General features: G+C 60.0%; 26 protein-coding genes. 15 read left to right on the top strand and 11 right to left on the bottom strand.

What is annotated here, in order from left to right; all coding sequences use genetic code 11:
* The first annotated feature begins 72 nt into the window (after nucleotides 1-72).
* Both GSQ73_RS11640 and GSQ73_RS11635 read left to right on the top strand, forming a co-directional pair.
* Nucleotides 73-714, top strand: coding sequence for a YceI family protein (locus GSQ73_RS11640; protein ID WP_158884170.1), 642 nt, complete (start codon nucleotides 73-75; stop codon nucleotides 712-714).
* A gap of 124 nt (nucleotides 715-838) precedes the next feature.
* Entirely contained in the window at nucleotides 839-1,213 is a 375-nt protein-coding gene (locus GSQ73_RS11635; RefSeq protein WP_158884168.1) for a hypothetical protein, read from the top strand.
* 19 nt (nucleotides 1,214-1,232) lie between these two features.
* Here the strand turns inward: GSQ73_RS11635 and GSQ73_RS11630 are convergent, their stop codons facing one another.
* The 3 genes from GSQ73_RS11630 to GSQ73_RS11620 form a co-directional block, all read right to left on the bottom strand.
* Nucleotides 1,233-1,838: a response regulator transcription factor gene (locus GSQ73_RS11630; RefSeq protein WP_216844811.1), complete on the bottom strand. Its 606-nt coding sequence runs from the start codon at nucleotides 1,836-1,838 to the stop codon at nucleotides 1,233-1,235.
* Between the two features lie 46 nt (nucleotides 1,839-1,884).
* Nucleotides 1,885-2,265 (bottom strand): hypothetical protein, encoded by a 381-nt coding sequence (locus tag GSQ73_RS11625; RefSeq protein ID WP_158884166.1) that lies wholly within the window; start codon nucleotides 2,263-2,265, stop codon nucleotides 1,885-1,887.
* A gap of 131 nt (nucleotides 2,266-2,396) precedes the next feature.
* A complete protein-coding gene (locus GSQ73_RS11620; protein WP_158884164.1) occupies nucleotides 2,397-5,420 on the bottom strand; it encodes a sensor histidine kinase in 3,024 nt (1,007 codons plus the stop codon).
* A gap of 290 nt (nucleotides 5,421-5,710) precedes the next feature.
* On the opposite strand from GSQ73_RS11620, the gene tehA reads away from it, so the two are divergent.
* Complete coding sequence (gene tehA, locus GSQ73_RS11615) at nucleotides 5,711-6,715, top strand: dicarboxylate transporter/tellurite-resistance protein TehA (RefSeq protein ID WP_158884162.1); 1,005 nt, start codon at nucleotides 5,711-5,713, stop codon at nucleotides 6,713-6,715.
* A gap of 25 nt (nucleotides 6,716-6,740) precedes the next feature.
* Here tehA and GSQ73_RS11610 read toward each other — a convergent pair whose 3' ends face one another.
* Nucleotides 6,741-7,676 (bottom strand): AraC family transcriptional regulator, encoded by a 936-nt coding sequence (locus GSQ73_RS11610; RefSeq protein ID WP_158884160.1) that lies wholly within the window; start codon nucleotides 7,674-7,676, stop codon nucleotides 6,741-6,743.
* Between the two features lie 117 nt (nucleotides 7,677-7,793).
* Between GSQ73_RS11610 and GSQ73_RS11605 the strand changes: the two genes are divergently transcribed.
* The 4 genes from GSQ73_RS11605 (at nucleotide 7,794) to GSQ73_RS11590 (ending at nucleotide 10,395) form a co-directional block, all read left to right on the top strand.
* Nucleotides 7,794-8,138: a carboxymuconolactone decarboxylase family protein gene (locus tag GSQ73_RS11605; protein ID WP_158884158.1), complete on the top strand. Its 345-nt coding sequence runs from the start codon at nucleotides 7,794-7,796 to the stop codon at nucleotides 8,136-8,138.
* A 98-nt stretch (nucleotides 8,139-8,236) separates the two neighbouring features.
* Complete coding sequence (locus GSQ73_RS11600; protein ID WP_158886425.1) at nucleotides 8,237-9,082, top strand: alpha/beta hydrolase; 846 nt, start codon at nucleotides 8,237-8,239, stop codon at nucleotides 9,080-9,082.
* A 26-nt stretch (nucleotides 9,083-9,108) separates the two neighbouring features.
* Nucleotides 9,109-10,134 carry a zinc-dependent alcohol dehydrogenase family protein gene (locus tag GSQ73_RS11595; protein ID WP_158884156.1) on the top strand — a complete coding sequence of 342 codons (1,026 nt, stop codon included), beginning with the start codon at nucleotides 9,109-9,111 and terminating at the stop codon, nucleotides 10,132-10,134.
* Between the two features lie 54 nt (nucleotides 10,135-10,188).
* Nucleotides 10,189-10,395, top strand: coding sequence for a tautomerase family protein (locus GSQ73_RS11590; protein WP_158884154.1), 207 nt, complete (start codon nucleotides 10,189-10,191; stop codon nucleotides 10,393-10,395).
* A 232-nt stretch (nucleotides 10,396-10,627) separates the two neighbouring features.
* Here the strand turns inward: GSQ73_RS11590 and GSQ73_RS11585 are convergent, their stop codons facing one another.
* The 3 genes from GSQ73_RS11585 to GSQ73_RS11575 all read right to left on the bottom strand — a co-directional run bounded on the left by GSQ73_RS11585 (nucleotide 10,628) and on the right by GSQ73_RS11575 (nucleotide 12,065).
* Nucleotides 10,628-11,191: a hypothetical protein gene (locus tag GSQ73_RS11585; protein WP_158884152.1), complete on the bottom strand. Its 564-nt coding sequence runs from the start codon at nucleotides 11,189-11,191 to the stop codon at nucleotides 10,628-10,630.
* Between the two features lie 125 nt (nucleotides 11,192-11,316).
* The gene (locus GSQ73_RS11580) at nucleotides 11,317-11,559 is read right to left on the bottom strand and encodes a helix-turn-helix transcriptional regulator (protein WP_158884150.1); all 243 of its coding nucleotides are present in this window, start codon (nucleotides 11,557-11,559) and stop codon (nucleotides 11,317-11,319) included.
* A complete protein-coding gene (locus GSQ73_RS11575) occupies nucleotides 11,559-12,065 on the bottom strand; it encodes a DUF2975 domain-containing protein (protein ID WP_158884148.1) in 507 nt (168 codons plus the stop codon). Before GSQ73_RS11575 ends, GSQ73_RS11580 begins: the two co-directional genes overlap by 1 nt.
* 146 nt (nucleotides 12,066-12,211) lie before the next feature.
* On the opposite strand from GSQ73_RS11575, the gene GSQ73_RS11570 reads away from it, so the two are divergent.
* Together GSQ73_RS11570 and GSQ73_RS11565 are read left to right on the top strand one after the other, a co-directional pair.
* Complete coding sequence (locus GSQ73_RS11570; protein WP_158884146.1) at nucleotides 12,212-13,123, top strand: ATP-binding cassette domain-containing protein; 912 nt, start codon at nucleotides 12,212-12,214, stop codon at nucleotides 13,121-13,123.
* Nucleotides 13,120-13,899 (top strand): ABC transporter permease, encoded by a 780-nt coding sequence (locus GSQ73_RS11565; protein ID WP_158884144.1) that lies wholly within the window; start codon nucleotides 13,120-13,122, stop codon nucleotides 13,897-13,899. The genes GSQ73_RS11570 and GSQ73_RS11565 overlap by 4 nt, the downstream gene beginning before the upstream one ends.
* Before the next feature lie 73 nt (nucleotides 13,900-13,972).
* Here GSQ73_RS11565 and GSQ73_RS11560 read toward each other — a convergent pair whose 3' ends face one another.
* Nucleotides 13,973-14,401, bottom strand: coding sequence for a helix-turn-helix domain-containing protein (locus GSQ73_RS11560; RefSeq protein WP_254063393.1), 429 nt, complete (start codon nucleotides 14,399-14,401; stop codon nucleotides 13,973-13,975).
* Between the two features lie 122 nt (nucleotides 14,402-14,523).
* Between GSQ73_RS11560 and GSQ73_RS11555 the strand changes: the two genes are divergently transcribed.
* Both GSQ73_RS11555 and GSQ73_RS11550 read left to right on the top strand, forming a co-directional pair.
* Nucleotides 14,524-15,279, top strand: a complete 756-nt coding sequence (locus GSQ73_RS11555) for an SDR family NAD(P)-dependent oxidoreductase (protein ID WP_158884140.1) — start codon at nucleotides 14,524-14,526, stop codon at nucleotides 15,277-15,279.
* 106 nt (nucleotides 15,280-15,385) lie between these two features.
* Nucleotides 15,386-15,616, top strand: coding sequence for a hypothetical protein (locus GSQ73_RS11550; protein WP_158884138.1), 231 nt, complete (start codon nucleotides 15,386-15,388; stop codon nucleotides 15,614-15,616).
* 26 nt (nucleotides 15,617-15,642) lie between these two features.
* On the opposite strand, the gene GSQ73_RS11545 is transcribed toward GSQ73_RS11550, so the two are convergent.
* Entirely contained in the window at nucleotides 15,643-16,227 is a 585-nt protein-coding gene (locus tag GSQ73_RS11545) for a TMEM175 family protein (protein ID WP_158884136.1), read from the bottom strand.
* Between the two features lie 175 nt (nucleotides 16,228-16,402).
* Here GSQ73_RS11545 and GSQ73_RS11540 point away from each other — a divergent pair, with 175 nt between their 5' ends.
* Together GSQ73_RS11540 and GSQ73_RS11535 are read left to right on the top strand one after the other, a co-directional pair.
* Nucleotides 16,403-16,759: a DUF1428 domain-containing protein gene (locus tag GSQ73_RS11540; RefSeq protein ID WP_158884134.1), complete on the top strand. Its 357-nt coding sequence runs from the start codon at nucleotides 16,403-16,405 to the stop codon at nucleotides 16,757-16,759.
* Nucleotides 16,760-16,898: 139 nt separating this feature from the next.
* Complete coding sequence (locus tag GSQ73_RS11535) at nucleotides 16,899-17,852, top strand: NADP-dependent oxidoreductase (protein WP_216844769.1); 954 nt, start codon at nucleotides 16,899-16,901, stop codon at nucleotides 17,850-17,852.
* 36 nt (nucleotides 17,853-17,888) lie between these two features.
* Here the strand turns inward: GSQ73_RS11535 and GSQ73_RS18065 are convergent, their stop codons facing one another.
* The gene (locus GSQ73_RS18065; protein ID WP_254063392.1) at nucleotides 17,889-18,044 is read right to left on the bottom strand and encodes a hypothetical protein; all 156 of its coding nucleotides are present in this window, start codon (nucleotides 18,042-18,044) and stop codon (nucleotides 17,889-17,891) included.
* 6 nt (nucleotides 18,045-18,050) lie between these two features.
* Nucleotides 18,051-18,326, bottom strand: a complete 276-nt coding sequence (locus tag GSQ73_RS18060; RefSeq protein WP_254063391.1) for a hypothetical protein — start codon at nucleotides 18,324-18,326, stop codon at nucleotides 18,051-18,053.
* A 164-nt stretch (nucleotides 18,327-18,490) separates the two neighbouring features.
* On the opposite strand from GSQ73_RS18060, the gene GSQ73_RS11525 reads away from it, so the two are divergent.
* A complete protein-coding gene (locus tag GSQ73_RS11525) occupies nucleotides 18,491-19,480 on the top strand; it encodes a CorA family divalent cation transporter (RefSeq protein WP_158884132.1) in 990 nt (329 codons plus the stop codon).
* 327 nt (nucleotides 19,481-19,807) lie between these two features.
* Complete coding sequence (locus tag GSQ73_RS11520) at nucleotides 19,808-20,320, top strand: hypothetical protein (RefSeq protein ID WP_158884130.1); 513 nt, start codon at nucleotides 19,808-19,810, stop codon at nucleotides 20,318-20,320.
* The last annotated feature ends 3 nt before the right edge of the window (nucleotides 20,321-20,323 follow it).

The raw sequence follows: 20,323 nt of genomic DNA, 5'->3' as shown, positions 1-20,323 counted from the left end.
GGGTATGACCGTGCAGGCTCGATCGTCTAAGGTTGCGGCGCTCATCCTGTCGCCGCTACCTGGACTCCTCTCATGGCCACTCGCAAGATTGCCCCTGCCGCATTCGTGGCCTTGCTCGTTGCGACACACGCAGTCTTCGCTGCACAAATTCAACATGCGTCGGAAGATGCGAGTGCGGTCGCTCAGTACAAGCAATTGCATCTCAGCAAGAATCCGATGGCCGCTGACGCCGGCGAATACAAACTCGATCCGCATCACACGTCGGTGACGGTGAAGCTCGCCCACATGGATCTTTCCCGCTACACGCTTCGTTTCAATCGAGTGAACGGTGGGTTCCGATTCGATCCCTCGCTGTCGTCAGCGTCCAATCTGAAAATCTCCATCGATCCGGCATCCGTCGATACAGGCGACCAGATGTTCGACAAGCGCATTGCGCAGAAATATTTCGAGTCGGCGAAATATCCGGTGATCACTTTCGCATCGGCGACGGCGAAGATCGTCGGCGGACAGGCGACGGTCGATGGCGTGCTTGATTTTCACGGCGTCAAAAAGCCTGTGACGCTCAAGGTCACTTATCGTGGATCGACACAATCCCGCATGGGATTTTCCGGCGAAGCGACATTCAAGCGCTCGGAGTTCGGCGTCAGCGAATGGGTGCCACTGGAGGCGGATGAGGTCACCATTCTTGTCGAGACGGAATTGGTGAAGGCGTGACGTGTTTTTCCAGAGGCGCTGCCGATCGGCAGCTATGACGGCATGAGTCTGCGCCTTGTCGCGCATATTTTTCTCGCTGGTAGTGCATGAACCCAGCCTGCTGGACGTTACGAGAAGCCACCCCATGAAACGACTTGTCGCGCTGATCCTGCTTCTCCCGGCCCTATCGCAAGCGCAAACCCATCTGCCGGTTCGCGTCGGCTTTTATTCTTCCGCCGACTGCAGCGATCCGCCAAACGCGAGCCTGCTGCACTTCGATGGCAAGAATCTGACCGGTGCGCACTCCGCCGCTTGTGTCGACGATACCGTTCAAATAGCAGCGCACCGTTTTCGGTTGAAGCAACGTTGCCCCGCCCAGCAAGTCGGCCAGGCTGTGCCGGCCACGGCGACATCGCAATTGCGCATCGTGAGCATCAACCAGGATGCATCGTTCGACCTGCTCGGAAACGCCTCTGGATCGAGAGACCCGATTCACTACCACCTTTGTAAAAATCTGTAGCTCTTCGGGCGACTCCGGTTCAGCGATCGATGATTCCCCGCTTATGCGCGATCTGCACGGCGTGGGTGCGCGACGTGGCGTCAAGCTTTCCCAGGATGCTTTTCATGTGTACCTTGACCGTCGCTTCGCTGATGCACAACAGATCGGCAACGATCCTGTTGGAGTGACCGCCGGCCACGTAACGCAGCACGGTGAGCTCGCGGGATGTCAGGCGTTCGTCAATGGCGTGATCGGCTATCTCCGCCGCGATCTCGCGTGGCACGCTTTTTTTCCCTTCGTGCAGGGCGCGAATGGTGTCGATGAGATCGCGTCGCAGTGAACTCTTCAACAGGTAACCGCGCGCACCGGCCTTGAGCGCGCGCAAGGCTTGTGCGTCGCCCTTGAAAGTCGTCAGCACCAGGATCGCGGCGTCGGGATGTTCGTCGTGGATCTGCCGGATCGCCTGCTCGCCCGACATGCCGGGCAATTCCAGATCCATCAGGGTGACGTCCGGTTGGTGCGCACGGAACTTCACGATCGCGTCTTCACCGCTGGTCGCATCGGCGACAAGCTGCATGCCGGGCTCGGCGTCGATCACCGCAGCCAAACCCTCGAGCATCATCGGGTGATCGTCCACGGCGAGGATGCGGATCATCGGCTGCTCTGCGTCCACGGGGGTCATGTCTCGTTGCTCAGGAAAGAGGATCATTGTCGGGTGTCGGCATCGACGGCGCCATGCCATCGCGTCGATGTTGCGCGCTGTCGAGGCCTTTTTCCAGAACGCTTTCCGCGCGGTCGATGGCGGCGATCAGGTCAAGACGCGTCGGATGATCGGGTGGCAGTTGTCGTGCGATCGCCTCGAAGCGAAGGATCAGGCCTTGCCCGGATTGCAGCATGAATTCCTGCATCGATCTGGCCGCTGCCGCATTCGCGATATCTTCGGCCCGTGAGCGCGACGAGCGAAGTGCCTGATGGCGGCGCCAACGCAGCAGCACGCCGATCATCAGGATCATCGTGACAACGCTCGCCGTGATCCACCAGGCGCCGGGGCAACGCCACGAAATGCCTTGCATCGTGCTGATCCTTTCAGTCCGGCCTCTTCAATAGCGCACGACCTTGCGTGGCAGATCACCCGAAAGTGGTAGCCCGCAAAAGCACGCAGTCGTTGGACAATGAAGTCGATCCACGCCAGCGCAGGACAGCATCAACGCCGGCGTGAAATATCTTGCTGCACCGATGATTTGACGGGTCGAATGCCTTCGATCAGCACGCGGGTTCCACCCGTCTCGCCGGCGCCGATGACAAGGCGAACGCCGATTCTCCTCGCGCGTTCACGCATGCCGACAAGACCCCAATGTCCGGTCGTGCCCGCTTCATCGAGTTGTTCACTGCTGATGCCACAACCGTCGTCGGTCACACTGATGCCGATCCGACCAGCGCGTTCTTCGAGCTTCACCTTGACCGACTTGCCACCGGCGTGGGCGTACGCGTTGGCGATCGCTTCATGCACGATCGCAAGTACGTCCTCGCTCACGTCGTGCCGAAGCGCCGCGTCTGGTGCGTGGTCGATGACGACAAAGCCGGCGGCATGCAGGGCAGCGAATTTGTCGCCGATGACGCGAATCGCATTCGACAGGTTCACCAACTCGCCGTCGTCGGCGCGCAGCTCGGCAATGCGATCGCGGCCCTGCGAAAGCATCGAGCGTCCCTGCTCGCTGGCGCGCTGCATGTCGCCTTGCAGATCGGTCGGCAACTCGCGTCGTCCGGACCACACCTGCACGCGCATCAGCAAACCGCTGATGCCCTGCAATAACGTGTCGTGCAGCTCGCGTGCGATGCGTTCGCGTTCGGCATGGCGCACGGCCATCTTCTGTCGCATCAGCTTGCGCTCGTGACGCAATCGCCATCTGAAGATCAGCCACAACGCGACGAGGCCGATGATCACGCAAATGGATTTGAACCAGCCCGTCTGGAAAAACGTTGGCTCGATGTTGAATGGCAGTCCGGTCGCCTGACTGGTCCACACACCATCTTCGTTGCCCGCGATCAATTCGAAACGATAACGACCGGGCCCGAGATTGCCAAAAAACGCTTCGCGTCTCGTGCCGGCATCGATCCACTTGTCGTCCAGGCCCAACAGTCGATAGCGCACCTGCGTTCGATCCGGCCGCGTCAAGGAAAGAACGTGAAATCTCATCCGCAGTTGCCGCGTCCCCGCCGGCAAATCCAAACCGTTCGCTGGCTGCGCGACGTCATTGACGCCTGCAATCTCGACGGAGGGCGACTGCCGATTGACCGGAAGGGATGGAGGATCGATCGAAGACATTCCATTCGTCGACGCCACCCAGATCCTGCCATCGCTACCTCGTGTCAGGGTTGGCAGCGGCCGCGCCTGCTGCGCCGTGCCCGGCACGCCATCGCCTTCGTCGTATAGCCGTCCATGCATCGCGAAGTTTTCATCGCTCAGGGCGTGCGCGACTTCATCCGCGGGGTAGTGCACCAGACCGCGAAAACCGTTGATCCAGAGCGAGCCATCCTGATCACGCAGCAACCCGGTGATGCCCGAAAGTTGTGCGACGTCGGCGGCGTGAATCGCGTGAAACGCTTTTCCGTCGAACCATTGCAGACCGCGCTCGCCACCGACAAGCATCGGCTTTTTCGTGATCAGCGCGGTGACCGAACCAGTGACAAGTCCCTGCCGTTGATCCCACTGCGAGACGTGATCGCCGGCGTCCAGTCGGACCAGCATGTTGCTGCGGTAGCCCAACCAGGTGTCGTTGCCGGACGGAACGATCAGCGCCACCAGGCCGGCAGGCAGTTCGGCAATCCCGCCACGCTCGCGCCATCCGAGCGTGTCCTTGCGCCATGGCGGAAGCGTGTTGAACGCGAGCCAGAGTCTGCCGGCACCATCTTCGGCCATCGACTGCGGCGTGACACCTTTGACGGAAACCGCGTGAGGCCCCTCGAGTGGCACCTCGCTTCTGCCATCGAACCGCCAGATTCCCAGCGGCCCTGCGAGCAGTATTGAGTGATCCGGTTCCAGCCACGCAGCGGAGGTCGCATGACTCGAAAGCGAATGAATGGCGTTGTCGGTATCGACACGCCACAACTGATCCACGGCATTGTCGCTGCGGCCATCGGTTCCCACGACGACCGTGCCGTCCGCATCGGGAACGACGGTGAAAAAATAAGTGTTGTCGGGAAAACGCACGCGTCGCGCCGCCGCGAGACGAAATTGCACCAGCCCCAGTTTCGTTCCGACCCAGGTGTTTCCTTCTTCGTCGACAAGCAGCGTCATCGTCCCGGGAGATTTTTCCCCATCCGCTTTCCAGGGATCACTTTGCTCGTCGGCGCCACGCCGCAACGTCGTGGAATCACGTGGCGAAAAGCAAAGGTCGGCGTGATCGCATTCGACACTCCATATCGCACCCTGCACATCCCGCATGCTCATTTCCGACGACGCACTAGACCGGGCTGACCTCGATCCTGCCGGCACGCTCAGTTGCGTGGATGCGTCAGTGGGCGACATCGAGCCGTCCACCACCGACATGCCGCCCGCGGCACTGAAAACGAACGTCTGGATCGCGTGCCAGTTCCCGTTTATCGGCACAAACCGATTCGAAAAACGCGTGCGCACATAGATGCGCGTATCGGTGCAGTACCAGACATTGCCGCGGTGATCGCTGAAGACGGTTGGCTCGCCGTCTTCGGGCAAGCCGACGTCAGAAGGACGCACTTGCTCCCACTGATCGCCGTGGTTGCGATAGATATGCGGGCCTGAAGTGATCCATACGTGGTTCTGGTCGTCGTCAGCCTCGCTGTCGATGGTCGCGCCTTCGGACAGACCGGCAATCCATGCAGGGTGATCGCGATCTCCACGACGCAAGACCGAGGCGCCACCCGCACTGAAAAATACCCAGAGATCGCCGTTGGACGTAGTGAGCAACCGGCGCACGGATCTCGAATGCAGATTTCCCGCGGGCAAGCTGTCGCGAGGGCTGAAGCTCAGGCCGTCGAACTGGAATACGCCGGCACTGGTGCCGAGCCAGAGCCATCCGTCACTCGATCGCGCCATCGCCTGGATGCCGGCAGGCGCACCATCTTTCTGGGTCCAGGTGGTGCGCTGGTAATCCAGCAACGAAACAGGCGTCCGCGTGTTCGCAGCCTGCGCCGCAAAGTGCGCCACGGCCAACAGACTTCCCAGCACCCATCGCCAGTCCAGACGCACGCGGCCCCCATTGATCGCCGCACCGGCGACCTCGTCGGCATTCTGGAACGTGGACGGCTATTTGCCTAGAAAGATTGACATGTGCTTTTCGACAGATCGCGTCGGCCTACTCCTTTGGGATGAAGCCGTTCGTTGCGCCGGCGCCTATGCTGCAGCTAGCAAACGTTTGGGACGATCACCCTGAGCATGGCGTGTAGCACGTCAAAGGATGAACGATCACTTTGCTGCCACGCATCGGCGCGCTTCATCACGCCACGTTTGCGCCAACGACCACCCGCAAGGAGTCTTCGATGAATATCCGCCCACGCATCCCGCTTGTTCCTGCGAGTCTGTTCGGCATCGTTCTGGGTGTGGTTGGCCTGGGCAACGCGTGGCGTGTCGCGCACCGTGTATGGGGACTTTCCGCCGAGGTTGGCGAGGCGCTCGAGTGGATCGGCTCCGCGGTGTGGCTCGTGCTGGTGTTGCTGTACATGGCCAAGTGGCTGTTCGAGCGGACGCGCGCCATCGAGGAGCTGAAGCATCCCGTGCAGTGCTGTTTTGTGGGGCTGGCGGGCGTGACCACGATGCTGGTGGCCGGCGCCATCGCACCGTATTCCCATGCTGCGGCATCGGTGTTGTTTGCGCTGGGTGCGATTTACACCATCGCTTTCGCCGTGTGGCGCACAGGCGGTTTGTGGCAAGGTGGCCGCGATGTGGCGCAGACCACGGCCGTGCTTTATCTACCCGCCGTGGCCGGATCGTTCCTCACCGCGATTGTCGTTTCAGCGCTGGGTCGGCCGGATTGGGGACAGCTGGCCTTCGGCGCCGGTGTGTTTTCGTGGCTCGCGCTGGAGTCGGTGCTGGTGCATCGGTTGTTCGTCGCCGAGAGTCTCCCCGTTCCCATGCGTCCCACGCTCGGCATCCAGTTGGCACCACCGGCGGTCGGCGCCATCGCCTATCTCTCCATCACGAGTGGCATGCCCGATTTGTTCGCGCATGTGTTGATCGGCTATGCGTTGCTGCAGGCGTTGGTGCTGCTGCGCCTGATGCCTTGGATCGGCAAGCAGCCTTTCGCAGCGTCTTATTGGGCTTTCAGTTTCGGTGTCACTGCTATCGCGATCGCGCCGCTGCGCATGATCGAACGTGGCGATATCGGGCCCGTGGCGACGCTGGCGCCGTGGCTGTTTTTGTTCGCCAACGTGGTGATTGCCGTGCTTTCCATCGGAACGCTTTACCTGCTGATCATGGGCCGGCTGTTGCCGCCTGTCGCAGCGCCCGTTGTACCTGTCGTCGCGGTGGAACAAGGTGCGCGTTGATGCAATGTTCGCAGGCGCCGTGGCTTCAACGCGGCGCGTTGCCGGCGGCGTGACTACGCCGATATGCAGCCGGCGTCATGCCTGTCTGTTTGGCAAACACTTTTCCGAAGGCAGCTTCCGACTGGTAGCCCACGCGTTCGGCAACATCACCGACCGTCGACTTGCCACGCGAGAGCAATCCGGCCGCCATGCGCATGCGCAACAAGGTGAGCAATTCCCATGGCGAGGTATTTCCCTTCGCCGCGAAATGACGGGCGAAGCTGGCGCGGGACATCGCCGCGCGTTCGGCGAGGCTCTCCACTGTCCAGGCCGCTTCGGGCTGCCGCAACATGGCCTGCACGGCCTGGCCCAGACGTGCGTCCGCCAGCAGCAACAGCAGCGAAGCCGGTACGTCGTCGCGCAAGGTGTACGCGCGAATGGCCAGCACGAACAGCGCCCGACTCAACGCAGTGATCACGGCCGGCGCTCCGGGCGCCATCTCCGAGACTTCGGCGCGAAGCATGCCGACCACACCTCGCAGTACATCCATGCCGCCATGTTCGGCCAGCGAGACGTGCAGCACATCGGGCAACGCCGCCATGATCAGATCCGCCGATCCATGCGCGTAGCTGAAGCGTCCGCACAGCAGGTCGAGTTCTGCCGAACCATTCGTGTTGGAGCGCACAGGCAACGATCCGCTATTGTCGATGCTCATCGATCCAGCGTGCGCGGTGGCGCTGTCGGCGTCGCGCATCACGTGCGCGCTACCGCGCGGCAACAACAGCAGGTCGCCTTCGCGCAACGCGATCTCTTCGCCACCCGATATCTGCAAGCTTCCCTTGCCACTGAGCACGAGGTGATAAGGCGCTTCGCCCTCGGGCACCTGTTCGTGGTCGAGTTCGAACGGACCAGCCAGCAGGCAGCGCAGATCCGGCGTGCCTTTCACGTCAGCCAGTTCCAGCACGCGGCTCAGCGCATCCATGAGACGACCTCGCCAGAAATTGAGATCGCGCAGTATTCATCCGCTCCCTGCGCGGCGCAACACTGCACATCACGGCCAAGCACTAACCCGGCCGGTGAAAACACGAGAGGTGCACTCATGATGGATTGGCTGCAATACCGCAAAGAACTGACGGGCCGCATCGGCGAAATCGGCAAGCTCAGCCCCGACACCCTCGCCGGCTATCAGACGCTTTCGAAAGCTGGCGCCAAGACCGGCCAGCTCGATGCGAAGACGCGCGAACTGATTGCGCTGGCCGTGGCCGTGACCACGCGTTGCGACGGTTGTATCACCGTGCACACCGGCGAAGCGCTCAAGCATGGTGCGAGCCGCGAAGAAGTCGCCGAAGCACTTGGCGTCGCCGTGGCCCTGAATGCAGGCGCCGCGATGGTCTATTCGGCACGCGTGATGGACGCGATGAATCAACACGCGCCTGCTGCTTGAATCCACGGCGGCGCCGCTCCCCGCGGCGCAGCCTCTACCGAGGAATTCCCGTGAATCAATTGACTACCAAACACACCGCTGGCCGCAACGAAAACGAAGTGCGTTTCAACACGGTCGGCGTGGACGGCTTCGACGTGTTCTATCGCGAAGCCGGCCCGGCCGATGCGCCGGTACTGTTGCTGCTGCATGGCTTCCCGACGGCCAGCCACATGTTCCGCGACTTGATTCCGCGACTTGCGGGCAAGTACCGCGTGATCGCACCCGATCTTCCCGGCTTCGGCCAGACGTTCAAGTCGAAAGGCAAGTTCGATTACACCTTCGACAACCTTGCCAAGGTGATCGATCAGTTCACCGACGTGCTCGGTCTCGACCACTTTGCGCTTTACATCTTCGACTACGGTGCGCCGGTCGGCTTGCGCCTTGCACGAGCCAGACCCGATCGCATCACCGCGATCATCACGCAGAACGGCAACGCGTACATGGAAGGTTTCAGCGACGCGTGGGGCACGCTGCAGGAATACTGGGCCGACCCGACGCCGGCGCACCGCGAAGCGTGTCGCGACCTGATTACCCGCGAAACCATCGAGCAATTCCAGTATTTCCACGGTGCGCCGCGCGATCGTGTTTCGCCCGACGGCTACGAGCTGGATATCGCTTATCTGACCCGCCGCGGCGCCGATGAAATCCAGCTCGACCTTATTTACGACTATCGCAAAAACATCGACGCCTATCCTTCGTTTCACGGGTACTTCCGCGAACACCAGCCGCCACTGCTGGCCGTATGGGGAAAGAACGATCCGGCTTTCATTCCTTCCGGTGCGCTGGCGTACAAGAAGGATCTGCCCAACGCTGAAGTGCATCTGCTCGAGGCAGGACATTTCGCACTGGAAACGCATGCCGCGGTGATCGCAGACACGATCCTCGATTTCCTTGCGCGCCACTGAAACAACGCTTCCCACTACGTATCCCCATGACTACCCATCGCACCATGCAAGCCGCCATCGTCGATCACATCGACGGGCCTTTCTCACTCGTCGAACTGCCGGTCCCTGTTCCGGCAGACGGTCAGGTACTCGTCCGGATTCATGCGAGCGGTGTCAATCCACTCGACCTGAAAATTCGTGCCGGCAACGCTGCACATGCAAAGCAACTTTTGCCGGCGGTACTGGGCATCGACATGGCCGGCATCGTCGTCGCCATCGGTAGCGGCGTCATCGAATTCGCGATGGGCGACGAGGTTTTCGGCATGACAGGCGGCGTGGGCGGCGTGCAGGGGTCGCTTGCGGAATTCGCCGCCGTGGACGCATCCCTGCTCGCCCGCAAGCCTGCCGCACTCGGCATGCGTGAAGCGGCTGCGCTGCCCTTGGCTTTCATTACGGCGTGGGAAGGCCTGGTCGATCGTGCGCACGTGTCGAAGGACATGCGTGTACTGATTCACGGCGGCGCAGGTAGTGTCGGCTATCTGGCCATACAGATCGCGCGCGCGTTCGGCGCCCAAGTATTTACCACCGTCTCCGCGGCGGACGCAGCACTGGTCTTGGCTTGCGGTGCCGTCGCCATCGATCGGCACCTGGAAAGTCCGGAGGATTATCTGCAGACGCACACGCATGGCGACGGCTTCGATATTGTCGTCGACACCGTCGGTGGCGAAGTTCTCGATGCGTCGTTCAAATCCGTTGCGCGCTTCGGCCACGTGGTCAGCGCACTGGGCTGGGGTACGCATGCGCTGGCACCACTGTCATTCCGCGGCGGCAGCTATTCCGGCGTCTTCACCCTGCTCCCGTTACTCACCGGCATCGGCAAGGAACATCACGGCGACATCCTGCGAGAGGCGGCGCGCCTTGTGGATGCCGGCAAGCTTTACCCGCGCGTGGACCCGGAGCGTTTCGATCTTTCGACGGTGGCAGCGGCGCATGAGCGTGTCGGCAATTCGCGTAGCGACGGCAAGGTCGTCGTCGATCTCGTGCAACAGAAATCGAGAGTCGGTCACTTCTGATACCGACCAGGCCGAAGCTGGCAGCATCCATTCATCCCCACGGAAAAAAGAACGATGCCCATCATCAACGTGCAACTGCTGGCCGGTCGTAGCGCGCAGCAGAAAGATACTTTCATGAAAGAAGTAGCCGCCATCGCCATGCGCACATTGCAGGTGCCGGAGCACGTTGTAACGATCGTGCTGACCGAAGTGGAGCGCGAACACTGGAGCGTCGGCATGAAAAGCATGACCGAAATCCAGGCGGCACGATTGCGCGAATAATCCTGATGGTTCAATTCTCCACGCGTTGATGGAGACCAGCGTTTGGCATGTGGACAACGGTTTGCTCTACGACCATGCGAAGTACGGTTTCAGCAACGAGCCGACGCGGGTCAACCAAGGGGTGAATCAGCTTCGGCCCGAAAAATGCTCCGCATGGATCGGCGCTTTTCATTTGCCAACATTGCCCATCCCTTTGCCGATCTGCCACTGATGGCAGCAGCCAGCATCACCGTCAATGCAGATACGGATACAACAACGCGATATAGGCGCCGATGGTGATGGCGCTGAACGGCACGAGAGCCTTGTGAAACCACTCGCGCGAGGTGCAGGCGGCGACTACGGCTGCGATGAGAAAGAGCAACTGGACACCGGTATCCAACGACACCGGGAGGTTGCCGAAGAGCACCAGTTGCTTGATGAAACTCGCTGCCAGCAGCAACGCGAGGATGGTGAAGAACCACCGATGATTGTCGTAGTAGTGCCTGCGCAGGTCGAGCTGTTCGTGCGTTCCGGCATCCGGCAATACCAGGCCGGCCAGCAGGTACAGCGGAATCGTCTGCGCAAGCACGGCGGCAAAGCTGACAAAGCTCCAGACATGGCGCCAGCGCAGGATGTACATGGCCCACCACACCTGCACGTCGAGCACCAATAGCAGCACGGCCCACGCGATGCATGGCCAATAAGCATGAAGCCGCTTGCGCGCGAGCATCAGGCCGCGAAAGCCCTGCAACACCTGCGTGATCGCCAGACCGAGGATGATCGACAGCAGCACAGAGAGATAACTGAAGGCATCCATCATCGAATTCCGGTTGAGTCAGGCAAGGCCAAACGGGATAGCCTCCCCGGCGTGACGAATCGTCAGGATAAAGGCAGCGACGCCAGCTTCAAAGATGCTCGCTATGAAGGGCTTGCCACGAAGGGTCATTCGATCGCTTCCTCGCTCGCAGCCAGATCCGCCTCATCGTGCACATAGGTGAGCAAATCGCCAGCTTGGCAATTCAACGCTGCACACAGTCGTGCCAGCGTGCTGAAGCGCACACCACGCACCTTGCCTGAGCGAAACAGCGACAAATGCGTTTCGCTCACACCGATAAGCGTGGCCAACTGTTTGGCTTTCATCTTTTTTGCTGCGAGGACTTCATCCAATGCGATGCGTATGGGCATCAGAAAATTCCGTCCAGTTCCGCCTGGACGCCTGCGGCATGACGCAACACATCGGCGATGACTTTCAGGGACAGTCCGATCGCGCCCAACACCAGCGCGGAGACATCATAGGCGATCCAGTAACCCGGGTCGTATCCGAGCACGCGGCACAGTCCAGGCACCAGAAACACGCTGACGAACGCGCCGACAGCAAGCATGAGCCCGACGCGATCAAGCATGTGCTGGATGGTCGGACCATAGAGCTCGCCTTGCGCGATAGCGTTCAGCGCTTGTCGTATCCACCACAGCGCCAGCAAGTAGGACGCTTCAGGCAACGCATGAATCATCTGGACGGCCAGACGTCCAAACGATTGTCTTCCCGGACCGTTGTGAACGAGTTGTTCCAGCGCAAAACCGAAGCGTTCAAGCAATAGCAAAACGATCAGCAGAATGCATAGCGAAGTGACAAAACGGCGCAAGCCTGCGCTGCGATGCTGGATGGTTACGGTTGCGAGTTCGATGACCACATCAGCTCCAAAATTTAAGCTTGACATAAATTTTCGTGCTGATAGTTTAACTCTTATATCAACTTAATCAATCGTCTGATGCCGGTTTCCGGCGTCGAATCGCCCTCTCTGTGCCTTTTCATTGGCAGCGCCACGGATACGCCGACATGTACTGTCTCGAGACATCCAACCTGATCCATCGCTATTCGAATCGGGAAATCGCCCTCGACGGTGTCAACATGCACGTTCCGGCAGGAAGCATCTATGGATTCCTCGGGCCCAATGGCGCAGGCAAGACCACCACGCTGCGTCTGCTGCTGGGTTTGCTCAAGCGCCAGCAAGGCAATATCTCCATTTTTGGCCGCACCTTCGAACAGCATCGGGTTGAAATACTTGCCAGCGTTGGCTCGATGATCGAAAACCCTTCTTCCTACGACCATCTCACTGCAAGCGAAAACCTCTCGGTGCTCCAGCGCATTCATCGCTGTCCCACGCCACGCATTCCGGAAGTGCTGGCACTGGTCGGATTGTCCGGAACACAGCGCAAGAAGGTCCGCCAGTTTTCACTCGGCATGAAACAACGGCTCGGCATCGCGATGGCGCTGCTGCATCGGCCGAAATTTCTCATCCTCGACGAACCGACCAATGGACTCGATGCCAACGGCATGGTCGAGATTCGCCAGCTCCTGGTCCGGCTCAGTCGCGAGGACGGCATCACCATTCTTCTGTCCAGTCACCTCTTGGCGGAAATCGAAAAGCTGGCGACGCACGTCGGCATCATCGGTGACGGACGCATGAGGTTCGAAGGGACGATGACGCAGTTGCGGCAACAGCAGCAGACGACCGCGTCGTTGCATGTTCGCACCACGAACGACCAGCGCGCCCTGAAAATCATGGCAGGGATCGGCATGGCCGGCGTCGTCGACGAGAACGGCATCGTGTTGCCGGCCATGGCCGACGACCGTATGGCAGCAATGAACCGGCAACTGATCGATGCGGGGGTGGACGTCTACAGCCTGAGCAGCCGCGGCCACGATCTGGAATCGATTTACCTCGCAATGGTGGGATACGCGGCATGATCGCCGTGGCGCGCGCATTCGAAAGCGAATGGCTGAAGACGCGACACAGCCTCGCCGGATGGCTGGTGCTCGGCGGAAGCCTCTTCACGCCGCTCGTCGTCATCGTCGCTCGGCTGGTTCAGCACGAACGGCTGGTACACATTAATGCGGCAAACGGCTTCTGGTTGAGTCTTTGGCAAAGTTCATGGCAGTCGATGGCGATATTCTTCCTGCCGCTCTTCGCGATCCTGATCACCAGCCTCATCACGCAGATCGAACACCGCAACAATGCTTGGAAACAGGTGCATGCACTCCCGCTCCATCCGAGCGCCATCTTTCTATCCAAGCTCGCCGTCATCGTGGTGCTGATCGTGCAGTTTTTCGTGTTGTTCAACGTGGGTATCTGGTTGTCGGCGATCGTTCCCACGCTGCTGGTCGCTGTGGCGCCCTATCCGCACGACTCGTTGCCGTCGGCGCGATTTCTGCACGATGACACGATGTACTTCATCGATTGCCTGCCCATCGTCGCGCTGCAGTATTTGCTCGGGTTGCGCTTCCGGAATTTTCTGGTGCCACTGGGCGTCGGATTTCTGATGTGGATCGGCGCACTGGCAGCACTCTCGTGGAAGTACGGCTACGTGATTCCATACACCTACAGCATGCTGGAATACCTCAAGCACGATCCCGGCAAGGCAATCATTCCCAACGTCGACATCCACGCGTACGCACTCGGTTACGCCGTTGCATTCACCGTAGCCGGCTATGTGCTTTTCAGGTCGATGAAGGAAAGAGGCTGAGCGAAACAGTCGTCACTCATCCATGAGACCGGGCTTGACGTTCGGTTGTGCGACTGATCCAGCGCGCCGACTCTCAGAAAGCCTTGCCAACCTCGTCGAAATCACGACCCGCCTGCTCGACCTGCTCCAGGTTATCCGACGCCCATATCCAGACGCCGCAGAAAGCCGCGCCGAGACCGAGTCCCAACGTCGTGAGCCTGTATTCCACTTTGGGAGGCACGACGGGATGCACGGTGCGAGTGATCAGGCCATCCCGTTCCATGCGCCGCAGTGTCTGGGTCAGCATTTTCTGGCTGATGCCGTCGATGGCTTCGCTGAGACGCGTAAAGCGCAGCTCACCTTTTTCCGTGAGCACTTCCAGGATCAGCATGGTCCACTTGTCGGTGACCCGACCGATCAAGTCGTTCACCAAGGCGTCGATGCGCGGATCGATCTGCGCGGGAGGCGTCAGCGAGGCGTGGTGCTTCGCGATTGCGATTTGCTCGTCGGTGAATTTCGCCACGCGCGCCATCTCCACACTCTCTTTCAGGTAAGTATGAAACTTTAAAGTGCCTTCTTTTACTTCGGCAGTGTGGAACCCAGAATGAGGAATGCCAATGGCTACCTCAACTTCCGGAGCACCCCATGAAACTCGAACACAAAACCATCCTGATCACCGGTGGCACCAGCGGCATCGGCATGGAGCTCGCAAAGCAACTTCGCCAGCGCGGGAATACGGTGATCGTCACCGGGCGCGACCAGCAAAAGCTCGACATTGCGAGCCGCGAGATTCCAGGCCTCGTCACCTTTCGCAGCGACGTGTCCGACGAGAACGACATCCGCGCACTGCATGAACAGGTGACCGCGAAGTTTCCCGAGCTCGATGTGCTGATCAACAATGCCGGGATCATGCGCAACCTGAAGTTGCAGGCGCCGCGCGATTTGAACGATGTCACGCGGGAGATCGAGATCAATTTGAACGGGCCGATCCGGATGATTCAGCAGTTCCTGCCTCACCTCAAAACGCGAAAGAACGCGCTGATCGTCAACGTGTCATCCGGCCTGGCGTTTGTTCCCTTCCCCATCTCGCCCGTCTACTCCGCAGCCAAGGCGGCTCTTCACGCCTATACCCAGTGCCTGCGCATCCAGTTGCGCAACACAGGCGTGACGATTGTGGAGCTTGCACCACCGGCGGTGGAAACACCGTTGCTTCACGGTGAATTCGCCGAGGAGATGAAAGGACAGAAAGGCATGGATGTCATCAAGCTGGCGCAGAAAGCGATCGCAGGCATCGAAGCGGGCAAGCTGGAAATTCGCCCGGGCCTGAGCAATGTGCTGAAGTTGATGAGCCGTATTGCACCGAGCGTCATCCTGAATCAGATGGCCAAAGCGTCGAAATAAAATACGCGCTGTTCCGGTCGCGTCACTTCTCTCGGTTTCGCCGTATTCGCACGACGGTGGCATGATGGTTTTTCATCACGCACGCGAAGGGAAAGCGGAGATCGCCATGACCGAAGAGAACAAACCCTGGTTCGGCCCCAAGCGCATCGGCTTCGGCATTTCGCCGAAAAGCTGGCAGGGCTGGATGACGATATTCGTCTACATCGCAGTGGTGCTTGCAACGTTGCGCTTGCTGCGTATCGCGCATCCAGCCGCAACGACGGTTGTACTCGTCGTCGCTACCATCGCGCTCATCGTGATCATGATTGCGAAAGGCTCGACTCGCCGTCGCAGCTGAAACTACGGCGGCGGTTGAATCGAAAACTACGAATGGCCGTCCATCACGGCGCGCTCGATTCGCCGATCCGGTACGAGCCAAATCAGCGCGCCAAGGATGTAGAACACACCCGATAACCATGGGCGCCAGAACGCGGACGCCACGCCCAGCAAATAGATGAAGGGCGACAGCTTGCCTTTCCAGTCGTTGCCGATCGCGCGTGCGAGCGGTGAATCTCCCGGCTGGCAACCGATGATCGTGCGTTGCAAAATCCAGTACGCCGCCGCAGCCATCAGCAGGATCGCGCCGTAAAGTGCGGAAGGCGCAGCGGTGAAATGGTTCTCCCCCATCCAGCCCGTCGCGAACGGCAACAGCGACAGCCAGAAAAGCAGATGCAGGTTGGCCCACAACACGCTGCCGGTCACGCCGCGCGTCAGGTGCAACATGTGGTGATGGTTGTTCCAGTAAATGCCCACATAGGTGAAGCTCAGCACGTAGCTGAGGAAGGTCGGCATCAATGGCAGCAGTACATCCCAGCCGTCACCGTGCGGCACTTTCATCTCCAGCACCATGATGGTGATGATGATCGCCAGCACGCCATCGCTGAACGCTTCGAGTCTTCCCTTGCCCATGATATCCAGGTGCTTTGAGCTGCAAGGTTCAAGTATCCAACGGCAGACGCCGTTTGGGGCGTTTCCGTGCAGACAAGCACAGGAAATCGTTTTATACGATGTCGATTGCTCCCGCTTCCGCTCGTCGCATCAACGAGAGCTGCCATACAGGCAGCTCACTACACAGGAGAACACCATGTCTTACGTCGATGGTTTCGTGATCGCTGTCCCCAACGCCAATCGCGATCAGTTCATCGCGCACGCCAGCAAATTCGACGCCATTTTTATGGAAGTCGGCGCCACACGCGTGATGGAGTGCTGGGCCGAAGATGTGCCCGAAGGAGAACTCACTGACTTTCGTCGCGCCGTGCAGGCCAAGGACGATGAGTCGGTGGTTTTCTCCTGGGTCGAATGGCCCGACAAGGCCGCGCGCGATGCCGGCATGGAAAAATTCATGCAGGACCCGCGCATGCAGGACGCCAGCGACTGCCCGTTCGACGGCAAACGGATGATCTTCGGCGGGTTCACGCCGGTGGTGAATCTGCCGGGCTGACCGGAGAAAAACGTGGGCAGCGAGCACGCGCTGTCCACGCCCCGGAAAACTTCACCGTCATTTCAACTCCGAACACGCACGCTCTCCACTTTCCGAATGCGCTTCCCGCGTTCGAAATGGCCACGCCGGAGAATCCGTGATGAATCAGACCCAGATGAAGCTCGTGCGCATCCACGCCTTTGGCGATTCCAATGTGCTTTCACTGGACAGCGTTCCGGTGCCCGAACTGCGGGACGATGAAGTCCTGCTCAGGGTTCACGCCGCGAGCGTCAATCCGGTCGATTTCAAGATTCGTTCGGGCGGCTATCCGCAGGTTGGCGAGAGCCAGCTGCCGTATGCCATGGGTCGCGATGCTTCCGGCGTAGTGCAGCGGGTCGGCAAAAACATCGGCTCCGTGCAGGCCGGCGCGGAGGTTTACGCGATGTCCGACATGACGCACGGCACCTATGCGGAATACGTGATCCTGAAAGCGGACCAATGCGCCGTTCGACCCACGTCGATCGATCACGCACACGCGGCGGCCGTTCCGCTCGCCGCGCTCACGGCCTGGCAAGGTTTGTTCGATCATGGCGAACTGAGCAACGGGCAACGCGTGCTGATCCACGGTGGCGCCGGTGGCGTGGGTCACATGGCGGTGCAGTTCGCGCGTCACGCAGGCGCGCATGTCATCGCGACCGCCTCGGCGCACGACATCGATTTCGTGCGCGAACTGGGCGCGGATGAAGTGATCGACTATCACGGCGAGCCGTTCGAGCAACTCGTGAAAAATCTGGACGTGGTGTACGACCTGATCGGCGGCGACACGCGCGATCGTTCGTTCAAGGTACTTCGGCGCGGCGGCATCCTGGTTTCCACGCTGGGCGAACCGTCGCGAGAGAAAGCCGATGAGTACGGCGTACGCGTCGTCGGCTACAAGGCAAAACCCAGCGGCGAACAATTGACGCGCATCGCCGCGTTGATCGACGAAGGCGAGGTGCGCGCGCACATTGCGAAGACCTTCAGGCTTGAAGAAGCCGCCGCTGCGCAGGATTTCCTGGAAAAAGGCCACCTGCGCGGCAAGGTGGTGCTGGTCGATATCGCATCGACGCCATAGCGCGCTTCTGTTGGCGAAGGCGCGAACGCCAGTTTGTCATTTCGGAAACAGCACCGGCTGTGCTTCGCGCATGAAGATGCGCAAGGTCACCGGACCGAATCCCTTGAACGCAAGCAGCCGACGTTCAAATTCGGCGCGACTCTCCGCAGCGTCCGCGATGTAGAGCACGCGACCGTGGTACTCGGCGATCAAGTTCTTTCATAACAGCGCCAGGCGGTCGGCAGTGGATTCGTCGTAGCGCGCATAGCCGCCTTCACCCAGCATTTTCACCAGCTCGGCATGGGTGCAGTTGCACAGCTTGCGCGGCGTGTCGCGCCCATGTGTCTCCACCAGCACCCGCCAGGTCTGCGCGGCGATTTTCTGGCTTATGCGCTTGCCGAACAGAAAGCTTGCCAGCAACCACTTGAACAGACTTTCCTCGTCATTCTTTTTCACATGAATGCCGAGATCGGTGGCGGATATGTAACGGCTCATGACGGCTCTCCGACGGATCAGGCAGATACGACGCAAACGTATCCCGGCACGGTTGATCAATCGGTGAAACCATGGATGCACTCGCTGCGATGCCATGACATTCTCAGGCGCGCGTTCACGCAGTCATCCACCACGCCTTTGGTAAAAGACACGATGGATGATGCGTGTTCATCCCTCCCAAGGAGAACCACTTGCTGACCTTCTACGACCCGGAGAACAAGCAGCTCGCGTCCTGGCAAAAAGGGCAAACCATCCCGGATCACACGGCGTGGTTCGACCTGCGTGATCCATCTGCCGATGAAGTGGCCACAGTCGAATACGCGACCGGCCTGAAGATGCCGACGCGCGAACAGATCAGTGGCATCGGCGTATCCAGCCGAAATCGCAAACGCAATGGCGCCGTCTATCTGCACATGCCGGTGTACATCGACGTCAAGGACGATGCGCCGAGCTCTCCGCTGGGAATCGTGCTGGCACGAAAAATACTGGTGACACTTCACTACCACGCGTCGAAGACGGTCGCGCGGGTCAGCGAGCAACTGGACGGTTGCGAACAAGCACCAGGCAGTTGCGACATCTTCGCCACGATCGGAGAAGTCATCACCGACCGCATGGCCGAAAGCATGGAAGACATCGCCGCCGATCTGGTCCATTTGTCGGATGAGGTTTTCGTCACGCATCGCCTTCGCACGAAGGCCCTGCGCGAACTCATGCTTCACGTGGGACAACTGGAGGCGCGGCTTGCGCGCACGAGATCGTCGCTGCTCGGCTTTCGCCGTTTGATCTTCACTGTCTGCGACCACCATCCAAGCTGGTTGCCCGAAGACGAACACGTACGCCTGAAGATGATCCAGCACGATCTGGGCATGCTCGACCAGTTCGACGAACAGCTCACCGACAAACTGGCGTTCCTCCTCGACGCCATCCTCGGCTTCATCAACACCGACCAGAACGAAGTGATGAAGCTGCTGACCGTCGCCTCGGTCGCCACGATTCCGCCGGTCGTTCTCGCAGGCATCTGGGGAATGAACTTCAAATACATGCCGGAGCTTTCGTGGCCTTGGGGCTATCCGCTCGCGCTTGCCACCATCGCGCTCAGCATCATCATTCCGCTGCTGTGGTTCAAATCGAAAGGCTGGCTTTCCGACGACTGAGCCGACGGCATGACTGGCGCGAAATATTCCTTTTTGTCTGTTACGCCTCGTTTCGGTAGCTCCCGCATTTGCGCCGGCAGACAATCCTTGCCACCGGATGTGTGCGTCGACTACCTTCGGTCGTCCGCCCGCTGGCATTTCTCGCGAAAGGAGATCGACATGCTGCATTGGCGAATGAAGCACGCATCGAAACATCGAACCACTTGCACTCCACGCAAACGCATCGGCAACGTTTCCATCGCCATGACGCTCATTCTTCTTGGCGCATGTCGGCCAGTATCGGCCGTGATGGATTCACACACCCAATCCGCCAAAGAGCATCTTGCGATGACCACGCCGACAACGAGCAACGCCTCTCCCGCAACGCATTCGTCGCTCACCGCGAAACAGGCATTGGATCGGTTCGTTGAATTGATCCGCACGACCAACGTGGTGCAGGACGTCACGCCGGATCGTCTGCAGCAGACCATCGGCGTGCCGATCAACATCGAGACGCCCGAGCATTACGGTTACGGGCAGGCACTTTCGGGCGAATGGGCATTCAGCGTCGAGCGGCAGATTCCCAGCTCGGGCCATCCGGAAGTGAGCCTGAGCTTCGATCCCTTGCCGGGCAAGGACGCGTCGAGCAAGGACATCTGCGATCCGGATTTCGCGCACGTCACCGGCGCGCTCGAACATATGGGTTTCGCCCGCCATTCGATGCGCGGTGAACACGATCGCTGGCTGTTCGACTATTTCGAACGAGTCGGCATGCGGGTGGAGGTGTATCCGTTCGTTTCGCATAGCGATACCGGCGAACCGATCGGCCCGAATTGCGTCCGCCGCGTTCTGCTGCGCTAAGGA

Origin of the sequence: Rhodanobacter sp. L36 (assembly GCF_009765755.1) — a bacterium.
Lineage (GTDB): Bacteria > Pseudomonadota > Gammaproteobacteria > Xanthomonadales > Rhodanobacteraceae > Rhodanobacter.
The sequence above is the reverse complement of the archived record's forward strand: the minus strand, read 5'-3'. Positions and strand labels throughout refer to the sequence as shown.

Bases quoted from the DNA above. Each gene is read 5' to 3' on its own strand.
- GSQ73_RS11640 (WP_158884170.1), top strand. From the start codon at position 73: ATGGCCACTCGCAAGATTGCCCCTGCCGCATTCGTGGCCTTGCTCGTT.
- GSQ73_RS11635 (WP_158884168.1), top strand. From the start codon at position 839: ATGAAACGACTTGTCGCGCTGATCCTGCTTCTCCCGGCCCTATCGCAA.
- GSQ73_RS11625 (WP_158884166.1), bottom strand. From the start codon at position 2,265: ATGCAAGGCATTTCGTGGCGTTGCCCCGGCGCCTGGTGGATCACGGCG.
- tehA (WP_158884162.1), top strand. From the start codon at position 5,711: ATGAATATCCGCCCACGCATCCCGCTTGTTCCTGCGAGTCTGTTCGGC.
- GSQ73_RS11610 (WP_158884160.1), bottom strand. From the start codon at position 7,676: ATGGATGCGCTGAGCCGCGTGCTGGAACTGGCTGACGTGAAAGGCACG.
- GSQ73_RS11605 (WP_158884158.1), top strand. From the start codon at position 7,794: ATGATGGATTGGCTGCAATACCGCAAAGAACTGACGGGCCGCATCGGC.
- GSQ73_RS11595 (WP_158884156.1), top strand. From the start codon at position 9,109: ATGACTACCCATCGCACCATGCAAGCCGCCATCGTCGATCACATCGAC.
- GSQ73_RS11590 (WP_158884154.1), top strand. From the start codon at position 10,189: ATGCCCATCATCAACGTGCAACTGCTGGCCGGTCGTAGCGCGCAGCAG.
- GSQ73_RS11585 (WP_158884152.1), bottom strand. From the start codon at position 11,191: ATGGATGCCTTCAGTTATCTCTCTGTGCTGCTGTCGATCATCCTCGGT.
- GSQ73_RS11580 (WP_158884150.1), bottom strand. From the start codon at position 11,559: ATGCCCATACGCATCGCATTGGATGAAGTCCTCGCAGCAAAAAAGATG.
- GSQ73_RS11570 (WP_158884146.1), top strand. From the start codon at position 12,212: ATGTACTGTCTCGAGACATCCAACCTGATCCATCGCTATTCGAATCGG.
- GSQ73_RS11565 (WP_158884144.1), top strand. From the start codon at position 13,120: ATGATCGCCGTGGCGCGCGCATTCGAAAGCGAATGGCTGAAGACGCGA.
- GSQ73_RS11555 (WP_158884140.1), top strand. From the start codon at position 14,524: ATGAAACTCGAACACAAAACCATCCTGATCACCGGTGGCACCAGCGGC.
- GSQ73_RS11550 (WP_158884138.1), top strand. From the start codon at position 15,386: ATGACCGAAGAGAACAAACCCTGGTTCGGCCCCAAGCGCATCGGCTTC.
- GSQ73_RS11545 (WP_158884136.1), bottom strand. From the start codon at position 16,227: ATGGGCAAGGGAAGACTCGAAGCGTTCAGCGATGGCGTGCTGGCGATC.
- GSQ73_RS11540 (WP_158884134.1), top strand. From the start codon at position 16,403: ATGTCTTACGTCGATGGTTTCGTGATCGCTGTCCCCAACGCCAATCGC.
- GSQ73_RS11535 (WP_216844769.1), top strand. From the start codon at position 16,899: ATGAATCAGACCCAGATGAAGCTCGTGCGCATCCACGCCTTTGGCGAT.
- GSQ73_RS18060 (WP_254063391.1), bottom strand. From the start codon at position 18,326: ATGAGCCGTTACATATCCGCCACCGATCTCGGCATTCATGTGAAAAAG.
- GSQ73_RS11520 (WP_158884130.1), top strand. From the start codon at position 19,808: ATGACCACGCCGACAACGAGCAACGCCTCTCCCGCAACGCATTCGTCG.